Here is a 9,599-nt window from a genome sequence, read left to right on the forward strand (position 1 = left end):
TCCATGACAGACCTCACCGGCCTCACGGTCGGACTGGTGGGTGCGGGCAACATCGCCCACGTCCACGTCGAAGCCTGGAAGGCGCTCGGCGCGCGTGTCCTGGTCCACTCGGCCGAGGGCGCCGACGAGCTGGCGGCGGAGTACGGGCTGGAGGTCGCGGGCTCGCTCGACGAGCTGCTGGCCGCGGTCGAGTTCGTCGACATCGTCACGCCGTCGGCGACCCACCACGACGTCACGCTGGCCGCGATCAAGGCCGGCCGGGACGTGATCTGCGAGAAGCCGCTGACGCTGACCGCCGCCGCGTCGCACGAGCTGTCCACGGCCGCTGCGGCGGCCGGGGTCAAGCTGTACCCGGCGCACGTGGTGCGCTTCTTCCCGGCGTACAAGGCGGCGTACGACGCCGTGCGCAAGGGCCGGATCGGTCAGGTCGCGGTGGCCCGCTTCTCCCGGCAGGCCAGCTCGCCCGCCGGCAAGGGCTGGTACCGCGACGTCGCCCGCTCGGGCGGCGTGATCATGGACCTGATGGTGCACGACCTCGACCAGGCCCGCTGGCTGTGCGGCGAGGTCGAGAGCGTGTACGCCGTGCAGAGCCCGCCGTCGGTCGACGGGATCTCGCCGGTCAACGTCGCGGCCCACGTGACGCTGACCCACTCCGGTGGCGCGATCAGTCATCTCCGCGCGACCTGGGGAGCGACCGGCACGCCGTTCAAGACCACGTTCGCGATCGCGGGCTCGACCGGGCAGCTGCGGTTCTCGTCCGCGGAGAACACCGGGTACGCCGAGGAACTGAAGGAGGGCGCCGCGAGCGGCGACCTGCTGATCCCTGCCAGCACGCTCGGCGAGAGCCCGTACCTCACCCAGCTGCGGGAGTTCGCCCTCGCGCTGCGCGGCGGTCCCGAGCCACGGGTCGACGCCGCGGACGGCGCTGCCGCCGTCTACCTGGCCGAGGCCGCCCGGGCGTCGATGGAGACCGGGCGCACGATCGACATGAAGAGCTTCGACCCGGCAGGAGTGGCCCGATGAGCCTCAAGGTTGCGATCGCCTCGTTCGCGCACACGCACGCCTCCTCCTACGCCTCCAAGCTGGCCGCGCTTCCGGGGATCGAGGTGCTGTCGTCCGACCCGGACGGCGCCGCTGCGCCGGACGCCGGTGAGCGGGGTGCCGCCTTCGCCGCTTCCCACGGCGTGGACTACGTCGACACGTACGACGAGTTGTTCGCCTGGGGCCCGGACGCGGTCGTGGTGACGGCCGAGAACGCGCTGCACCGGCCGCTGGTCGAGCGGGCCGCGGCAGTGGGCGCCCACGTGCTCTGCGAGAAGCCACTGGCCACCGAGGTCGCCGACGGCGAGGCGATGCTGGCCGCGTGCGCGGCGGCCGGGACGATCCTGATGGTCGCCTACCCGGTGCGCTTCGCGCCGTCGTACGGGCGGTTGAAGGCGTCGGTGGAGGCCGGACGGCTGGGCGACGTGTTCGCCGTACTGGGGACCAACAACGGGAAGATCCCGTACGACCAGCGCCAGTGGTTCACCGACGCGAAGCTGGCCGGCGGGGGAGCGCTCGTCGACCACACCGTCCACTGTGCCGACCTGATCGACGGCCTGACCGGTGGAGCCGGGGCCGCCCGGGTCCACGCCGCTGCCAACCACGTCCTGCACCAGGACAAGGACGTGGCGGTCGAGACCGGCGGTCTGGTCACCATCACGTACGACAACGGGCTGCTGGCCACCATCGACTGCTCCTGGAGCATGCCGGACAACGGCCCGACCTGGGGTGGCGTGACGCTGCAGGTGACCGGTACCAACGGCTCGGTGGAGATCGCACCGTTCCAGGAGCACGTCGGCGGCACGGACGCGTCGGGCGAGGTCTACCTGGGCGTCGGCGGCGACCTGGACGGCGCGATGCTCGGTGAGTTCCTCTCCGCGGTGCGGGCCTCCGGTCCGGCCGTAGCGGGTCAGCCGCCGGCCGTCGTACCGCAGCCGGACGGCGCCGTGGGGCTCCGCACCCTCCGAATCGTCGACGCGGCCCGCCGCTCGGTCGCAGCAGGCCAGCCCGTCGACCTCTGACCACCTCGGGGCGGAGGTGGACGCGGGGTGGGAGCAGCGCTCCCACCCCGCTCGACTAGGGCGTGTCTCCAAATCCCTCGCCTACTGCGCGGCACTCGGCACGGCACCTCGGAGCACTGGAGCAAAGCCCACGATGGAAAAACATCGAGGGCTTCACTCCAGCACTCCGAGCTACCGCACCGAGCACCTGCTCGCTACGGCGAGGGATTTGGAGACACGCCCTAGCTCTTGACCACCGCGGAGGCGAGGTTGCCGAGGGAGTCCTCGAGCTGCTCCTGCGAGACCAGGGGGAACGTCACCTTCTGCAGGATCTCGCGATCGGTCACCTTCGACCAGTCGTAGGTGAGCGTGACCTGGGTGTCCCCGGCGTCGAGAGCCTTGAGCTCCCAGACCCACTGCCACCCCGGCGGCTCGGTGCCCGCCGGCGCGGTCTGCCACGCGAGCAGGTGGTTCGGGTCGTAGCCGACGACGGTGTTGTCGGTCTGGTACTCGCCGCCCATGTGGTCGCCGGTCATGTTCATCCGGAACACCTGCCCGCTGGCGGTGATCCGGTCCGACTTCTCGTCGCCGACGACGAATCCGGAGCCGTCCAGCTCGGCGTGCCGCTCGGGGTTGCTGAGGATGCCGAACAGATCCTTCGTCGAGGCATTGATCGTACGGGTCACGGTGATGGCCTTGTCGTCGCTCATGACCACCCGGTGCCCGGTGCGGGCGATCGGAATCCTCGTCCGGTACGGTGCCGGGGATGTGACCGGCGGGTAGTACCACGACTGGAGGAGCGAGGCGATGGGCGAGTTCGTCAACCTGACGGTGGCCGACGGGGTCGGCACGATCCGGCTGGACCGGCCGAAGATGAACGCGCTGAACGTCCAGGTCCAGGAGGAGATCCGGGCCGCCGCTGACCAGGCCGCGGCCTCCGACGAGGTGCGCGCGGTGGTGATCTACGGCGGCGAGAAGGTCTTCGCGGCCGGCGCGGACATCAAGGAGATGGCCGACATGTCGTACGCCGACATGGTCCGCCGCTCGGGCCCGCTGCAGTCGTCGCTGTCCGCGGTCGCGGCCATCCCGAAGCCGACGGTCGCGGCGATCACCGGCTACGCGCTCGGTGGCGGCTGCGAGCTCGCGCTCTGCGCCGACTACCGGATCGCGGCCGACGACGCCAAGCTCGGCCAGCCGGAGATCCTGCTCGGCATCATCCCGGGCGCCGGCGGCACCCAGCGGCTGTCCCGGCTGATCGGCCCGTCGAAGGCCAAGGACCTGATCTACACCGGTCGCTTCGTCTCCGCCGAGGAGTCGCTGCGGATCGGTCTCGTCGACCAGGTCGTTCCTGCTGCTGAGGTCTACACGGCCGCTGTGGCCTGGGCCTCGCAGTTCTCCGGGGCCGCCGCGCTGGCGCTGCGCGCCGCGAAGGAGTCGATCGACGCCGGGCTCGGCGTCGACCTGCACACCGGGTTGGAGATCGAGCGGCAGCAGTTCGCCGGGCTGTTCGCCACCGAGGACCGCGCGATCGGGATGAAGTCCTTCGTCGAGAACGGCCCTGGTAAGGCCGAGTTCAAGGGAAACTGAATGACCACGTCTGCTGAGAAGCCTGCTGCCACTGCCGAACAGGTTGAGGCGGCCTGGAACGACAACAAGCTGGCCCAGGTGCTCTACCACGACTGGGAAGCCTCGACGTACGACGAGAAGTGGTCGATCTCGTACGACGAGCGCTGCGTCACCTATGCCCGCGACCGCTTCACCGCGATCGCCGGCGACCAGGGCTGGCCGTACGGCAAGTCGCTCGAGATCGGCGCCGGCACCGGCTTCTTCACGCTCAACCTGAAGCTGGCCGGCGTGCTGGCCGAGGCGCACGTGACCGACCTGTCCCCGGGCATGGTCGAGGCGGCGCAGAAGAACGCGGCCACGCTCGGCTTCGCCGTCGAGGGCAAGGTCGCCGACGCGGAGAAGCTGCCGTACGACGACAACACGTTCGACCTGGTGATCGGCCACGCGGTGATCCACCACATCCCCGACGTCGAGCTGGCGTTCCGCGAGATGCTGCGCGTGCTCAAGCCCGGCGGCCGCTTCGTGATCTGCGGCGAACCGACCCGGTACGGCGACTTCGTGGCGCGCCGGCTGTCGCGGTTCACCTGGTGGGCGGCCACGAACCTGACCAAGATCCCGGCGCTCGGGGACTGGCGGCGTCCGCAGGCCGAGCTGGACGAGTCGTCCCGCGCCGCGGCGCTGGAGGCCGTCGTCGACCTGCACACGTTCGACCCGGACACGCTGGCGCGGATGGCGTCGCGGGCGGGTGCGGTCGAGGTGAAGACGGTGACGGAGGAGCTGCTGGCGGCGTGGGTCGGCTGGCCGATCCGGACGTTCGAGGCCGCCGTACCGGAGCAGAAGCTCGGGTTCGGGTGGCGGATGTTCGCGTACCGGTCGTGGTTGCAGCTGTCGAAGGTGGACAAGGTGCTCGCGCAGGTGGTTCCGGACGAGTTGTACTACAACGTGTCCATCACTGGTGTAGCGGAGTAGATACTGGCCTGATGCGGTTGCTGTCGCTGGAGAACGTGCGCTGGGTGGTCCGCCACCGGGCGTGGACGCCGTACTACCTGAAGCGGTACTGGCGGTTCGCGTGGTTCAAGCTGCGGCACCCGCAGGTGATCACCGAGGGTTTTGTCTTCCTGGGCAAGAAGCTGGAGATCGTCGTTCGCCCCGGGCACGGCCGGATCGTGCTCGGCCGGTGGGTGCACCTGGGCGACGAGACCCGCCTGCGCGCGCACGAGGGCACGCTGCGGATCGGCGACAAGGTGGTCTTCGCCCGCGACGTCACGGTGAACTGCTACCTGGACGTCGAGATCGGCGCCTCCACGCTGGTCGCGGACTGGACCTACATCTGCGACTTCGACCACAGGACCGACGATCTCGGCCTGCCGATCAAGGATCAGGGACTGGTGAAGTCGCCGGTCCGGATCGGCCCGGACTGCTGGCTGGCCACGAAGGTGACCGTGACCCGCGGCACCGATATCGGCCGCGGCGCGGTGATCGGCGCGAACAGTGTTGCCCGTGGCAACATTCCGGAGTACGCCGTGGCGGTCGGGATCCCGGCGGTCGTCGTACGGGATCGGGTCAGCCGGTACGCCGACGGTGCCGAACGGCGCGAGTACCTGGCCGGCCTGGCGCGGGAGAATGAGGCGACGGCGGCCCGGCTGCGTGCTGGTCTGGACCCGACGGGTGGGGCTGAAGTGACCAGTGGTGCGGAAATCCGGCCACGGCGCGGCGTGGCGGGTGGTGTGGACGGTACTCCGGTGGGTAACCGTACTTCTACGACTGGTGACGCGCCGTCGAGCGCCGAGGGGTTCTCAAGTTACTCACCAGTCGGGCAGTATGTCCCGGAAGTCGTCGGAGAGGAGTCCCCGCGTGGTTGACCAGACGGGCAGCGCACGCCTGTCCGCCCTGGGCTCCGGCGGTCCGGCCGCTGAGGAGACGGCCGGCGACCGTACGTCGCTCGACCAGGCGGCCGCCGACGGCTCGATCACGCAGGCACGGTACCGGGCGGTCGATCCGGTGCCGATCGTGACGGAAGGTCCGGCTGTCGCTACGTTGGACAGTGTGGATCAGCGCCCGCTGGGCGTCCGGCGACGGTTGTCGCCGCGCCCGGTCCCGGGCAACCGGCGCAAAAAGACGCCGCAGGTGGCGGACGAGGAACCGACCCCGGCTGAGGAGATGGACGACGTGAGTACACAGGACGACAAGGCGGCGAAGGCCACCGAGTCCGACCAGGCCACCCAGCCGGCGGACAACGCCGACGCGGCGGCGGACTCGAGTCGGGGTGTGACGGCCACGAAGACCAAACCGAAGACCGCGGCCGAGATCGTCGCGGCGCAGAAGGCGCGCGAGGCGGAGGCCGCCACCGCGGGACCGAAGGACGACGAGACCGCGGTGACCAAGCCGGTCACCCGCCAGCCGGCCGCGACGGGCGCTTCCGCGACAGGTGCCTCGGGCAACAATGCGGGGGAGAACCCGCTGGCGGCCGCGCGGGCCGCGCGCGAGTCGTCCTCACCCGGCAAGGGCCGGGCCGCGATGTCGACGATGGGCTCCGGGGTGAAGCGGGTGCGGAACCTGGTCGCCTCGCTGGTGTGGCTGATCGCGGTGCTGGCGGCCGCCGTACTGGCGCTGGGGGCGTTGTTCACCGCGCTCGACCAGGCCAACCAGAGCAACGAGATCGTGCGCTGGGTGCTGGAGCGCGGGCACGACCTGGTGGGCCCGTTCAAGGACCTGTTCCGGCTGGAGACCGCGAAGAACACCCTGCTGGTGAACTGGGGGATCGCGGCGCTGGTCTACCTGATCGTCGGCAAGATCATCGAGCGGTTCGTCCGGCCCTAGCGACCAGGACGAGGTCCAGGCAGTCGTCGCCGGGCGGGCCGATCTCGAAGTCGAGCGCGTTCGTACGTCGTACGAGCGCGCTCAGCTTTTCGTCCCACTCGGTGTGGTCGGCCTCGAGCTGCCGCTCGACCGCTGAGCCGTGCTCGGCCTCCCACGCCGTGAGGCGCTCGCCGTGCCGCAGCCCGTACGTCTGGACGACCTCGAGCGCGGGCTCGGTGAGCTCCACGAGCTCCGCCATCGTCAGCTCTGTCGTGTGGTACCAGTTCCCCGGCGGGAAGGTCAGCCGGTTCGGCGTGGTCAGGACCAGCGTGCCGCCCGGCGCGAGGATCCGCGCGCACTCGGCGACGAACCGCGGCTGCTCCCACAAGTGCTCGATCGTCTGCAGGCTGGTGATCAGGTCGAAGGAGCCGTCGGCGAACCCGGTCTGGACGAGGTTGCCCTGCACCAGATTGACCTGTGGATAAGCCCTCGCGGCATGGCGAATGCTCGTATCTTCATAGTCGAGACCGAACACCTGCCGCGCACCCCCAGCGCGCAGCAGCTCCGCGCCGTACCCCTCGCCGCACCCGGCGTCGAGCACCCGGCCGTTCGGTCCCACGCTGTCCACGATCCAGCGGTAGGCGGCCTCGTGGCGCGCGAACCAGTAGTTCTCGTGCCAGATCCCCGGGGCGGTCCGCTCGCCGGTAAGAGGTAACGTCTCGGTCACCCGGTCAGCGTAACTGTGATGGGACTCGCACACGTCATATGTTTCTCGTGAGTAACATCCGTGGCAGGCTGGGAGAGACCGTTAACCAGAAGGGGTCCCACACGCTATGAAGATCGTCGTCTGCGCGAAGTTCGTGCCGGATGCCACCGCGGACCGCCGCTTCCGCTCCGAGGACAACACGGTGGACCGCGCCGGTGTCGACGGGCTGCTGTCCGAGCTGGACGAGTACGCCGTCGAGACCGCGCTCACCGTCAAGGAGAACGGCGACGCCGAGGTGACGGTACTCACCGTCGGCCCCGAGCAGGCCGCCGACGCCGTGAAGAAGGGCCTGCAGATGGGCGCCGACGCCGGCGTCCACGTGATCGACGACGCGATCCACGGCTCCGACGCCGTGGCGACCTCGTTGATCCTGGCCAAGGCGCTGGGCAAGCTCGAGGCCGACCTGGTCGTGTTCGGCATGGGCTCCACCGACGGTGGCATGGGTGTCGTCCCGGCGATGGTGGCCGAGCGGCTCGGCCTGCCGGCCGTCACGCTGGGCTCGGAGGTGACTGTCGACGGGAGCACGGTGAAGATCCGCCGTGACGGCGACACCGCCAGCGACACCGTCGAGGGCACGCTGCCGCTCGTGCTGAGCGTGAGCGACCAGGCCAACGAGCCGCGGTACCCGTCGTTCAAGGGGATCATGGCGGCGAAGAAGAAGCCGGTCGAGACCTGGTCGCTGGCCGACCTCGAGCTGTCCGGTGAGCAGGTGGGCCAGGCCGGTGCCTGGACCGAGGTCACCGAGGTGACCGCCCGCCCGGCGCGCACCGCCGGCACGATCGTCGCCGACGAGGACGGCAGCGGCGCTGCCCAGCTCGTCGAGTTCCTGTCCACCAACAAGTTCCTCTGAGGAGCGACCCGAATATGTCGAACGTTCTCGTTCTCGTCGACCACACCGGCGGCACGGTCCGCAAGACCACCGCGGAGCTCCTCACGATCGCCCGTCGTCTCGGCGAGCCGGTCGCGGTCTACATCGGCGAGGGAGTCCAGGACGCCCTCCCGGCCCTGGGTCAGTACGGCGCCACCAAGGTGATCGCGCTGACCAACCCGGAGCTGACGCAGTACCTGGTGGCTCCCAAGGCCGAGGCGCTGCAGCAGGTCGCGGCCAAGCTCGAGCCGGCCGCGATCCTGATCTCGTCCAGCGCCGAGGGCAAGGAGATCGCCGCCCGTCTCGCGGTCAAGCTGGAGTCCGGCCTGATCACCGACGCCGTCGACGTGCAGGAGGGACCGGTGACCACGCAGTCGGTGTTCGCCGGCAACTACACGGTCCAGGCCAAGGTCACCCACGGCACGCCGATCATCACGGTGAAGCCGAACGCGGCCACTCCCGAGGCGGCCGAGACGTCGCCGGAGGTGGAGGAGTTCGACGTAACGATCTCCGACGCCGCGAAGACCGCGCGCATCACCGACTCCAAGCCGCGTGAGGCGACCGGGCGTCCGGAGCTCACGGAGGCCGCCATCATCGTCTCCGGCGGCCGTGGGACCGGGGGAGACTTCGGCCCTGTCGAAGCCTTCGCCGATTCCCTGGGCGCAGCTGTCGGTGCTTCCAGGGCCGCTGTGGACTCCGGGTGGTACCCGCACGCCTACCAGGTGGGCCAGACGGGCAAGACCGTCTCTCCCCAGCTGTACGTCGCCGCGGGCATCTCGGGCGCCATCCAGCACCGGGCCGGTATGCAGACCTCGAAGACCATCGTCGCCATCAACAAGGACGAGGAAGCTCCGATCTTCGAGCTGGTCGACTTCGGCGTCGTGGGGGACCTGCACAAGGTCCTGCCGACGGCTACCGAAGAGGTCACCAAGCGCAAGTCCTGAGCCTGTCGGGGCCCGTCGGTACCCCGTGCCGTCGGGCCCCAACCCTCGATTTGCATCTGCACCCCGAATGTCAGTAATGTTCTTCTTGTTGGAGCGAGTGCGGGACGCGAAAGCGGCCGGTCGCCTCAACACAATCCTTGAAGATCTTTGAAGCCGAGACGCGCCTCGTGCGGGTTTGGGCTGCTGGGTCACGCAGGGATGCTGGTTCGAAAAGCCCGATTTGACCGGGCCTGGACGAAACAGTAAGGTTTGTCGAGTTGCCCCGGAGCTTCGCACGAAAGTGTGAAACGCGGTGTGCGCCCGATTCTTGAGAACTCAACAGCGTGCCGAAAGTCAATGCCGAAATATGCATTAACCCCGTACACAGGCATTGGGTGACTCTCCTACCCCTGGTCTCTTCGAGATTGTGGGTGTTGGGTTGTCTGTTGTTCTGTGTCGGATTCCTTTGAATGAAATTTCTGGATTCAAGTCAGTTTGATTGTCTCTGATTCAAAGGATCACTCAAAGTAGTCTGTTATCTGCAGCTTGCTGTGGTTGACATATAGATTTCAACGGAGAGTTTGATCCTGGCTCAGGACGAACGCTGGCGGCGTGCTTAACACATGCAAGTCGAG

At 68.9% G+C, this 9,599-nt stretch carries 10 protein-coding genes and 1 rRNA gene; 9 read left to right on the plus strand and 2 right to left on the minus strand.

Annotated features, from left to right (window positions below; genetic code table 11):
- Positions 1–3: 3 nt before the first annotated feature.
- Together ACLQ2O_RS40405 and ACLQ2O_RS40410 are read left to right on the plus strand one after the other, a co-directional pair.
- On the plus strand, positions 4–1,023 hold the full coding sequence (locus ACLQ2O_RS40405; protein WP_425842901.1) for a Gfo/Idh/MocA family protein: 1,020 nt from the start codon (positions 4–6) through the stop codon (positions 1,021–1,023).
- On the plus strand, positions 1,020–2,063 hold the full coding sequence (locus ACLQ2O_RS40410; RefSeq protein WP_425842903.1) for a Gfo/Idh/MocA family protein: 1,044 nt from the start codon (positions 1,020–1,022) through the stop codon (positions 2,061–2,063). Before ACLQ2O_RS40405 ends, ACLQ2O_RS40410 begins: the two co-directional genes overlap by 4 nt.
- A gap of 221 nt (positions 2,064–2,284) precedes the next feature.
- On the opposite strand, the gene ACLQ2O_RS40415 is transcribed toward ACLQ2O_RS40410, so the two are convergent.
- Positions 2,285–2,752, minus strand: a complete 468-nt coding sequence (locus ACLQ2O_RS40415) for an SRPBCC family protein (protein ID WP_425842905.1) — start codon at positions 2,750–2,752, stop codon at positions 2,285–2,287.
- 97 nt (positions 2,753–2,849) lie between these two features.
- Between ACLQ2O_RS40415 and ACLQ2O_RS40420 the strand changes: the two genes are divergently transcribed.
- Genes ACLQ2O_RS40420 through ACLQ2O_RS40435 form a run of 4 tightly spaced genes read left to right on the plus strand, consistent with a single transcriptional unit; the run spans position 2,850 to position 6,428 of the window.
- Positions 2,850–3,629 carry an enoyl-CoA hydratase/isomerase family protein gene (locus ACLQ2O_RS40420; RefSeq protein ID WP_425842907.1) on the plus strand — a complete coding sequence of 260 codons (780 nt, stop codon included), beginning with the start codon at positions 2,850–2,852 and terminating at the stop codon, positions 3,627–3,629.
- Complete coding sequence (locus ACLQ2O_RS40425) at positions 3,630–4,577, plus strand: class I SAM-dependent methyltransferase (RefSeq protein WP_425842909.1); 948 nt, start codon at positions 3,630–3,632, stop codon at positions 4,575–4,577.
- Positions 4,578–4,588: 11 nt separating this feature from the next.
- Complete coding sequence (locus ACLQ2O_RS40430; RefSeq protein ID WP_425842911.1) at positions 4,589–5,470, plus strand: acyltransferase; 882 nt, start codon at positions 4,589–4,591, stop codon at positions 5,468–5,470.
- Positions 5,463–6,428, plus strand: a complete 966-nt coding sequence (locus ACLQ2O_RS40435) for a hypothetical protein (protein WP_425842913.1) — start codon at positions 5,463–5,465, stop codon at positions 6,426–6,428. Before ACLQ2O_RS40430 ends, ACLQ2O_RS40435 begins: the two co-directional genes overlap by 8 nt.
- Here ACLQ2O_RS40435 and ACLQ2O_RS40440 read toward each other — a convergent pair.
- Positions 6,403–7,134 carry a class I SAM-dependent methyltransferase gene (locus ACLQ2O_RS40440; protein WP_425842915.1) on the minus strand — a complete coding sequence of 244 codons (732 nt, stop codon included), beginning with the start codon at positions 7,132–7,134 and terminating at the stop codon, positions 6,403–6,405. The genes ACLQ2O_RS40435 and ACLQ2O_RS40440 overlap by 26 nt on opposite strands.
- A 106-nt stretch (positions 7,135–7,240) precedes the next feature.
- Between ACLQ2O_RS40440 and ACLQ2O_RS40445 the strand changes: the two genes are divergently transcribed.
- The 3 genes from ACLQ2O_RS40445 to ACLQ2O_RS40455 form a co-directional block, all read left to right on the plus strand.
- On the plus strand, positions 7,241–8,023 hold the full coding sequence (locus ACLQ2O_RS40445; protein WP_184796151.1) for an electron transfer flavoprotein subunit beta/FixA family protein: 783 nt from the start codon (positions 7,241–7,243) through the stop codon (positions 8,021–8,023).
- 14 nt (positions 8,024–8,037) lie between these two features.
- Complete coding sequence (locus tag ACLQ2O_RS40450) at positions 8,038–8,985, plus strand: electron transfer flavoprotein subunit alpha/FixB family protein (protein ID WP_425842917.1); 948 nt, start codon at positions 8,038–8,040, stop codon at positions 8,983–8,985.
- Between the two features lie 548 nt (positions 8,986–9,533).
- Positions 9,534–9,599 (plus strand): 16S ribosomal RNA (locus ACLQ2O_RS40455); the annotation flags it as partial.

This window comes from Kribbella sp. DT2 (assembly GCF_049844575.1).
In the GTDB taxonomy this organism is placed as follows: domain Bacteria; phylum Actinomycetota; class Actinomycetes; order Propionibacteriales; family Kribbellaceae; genus Kribbella.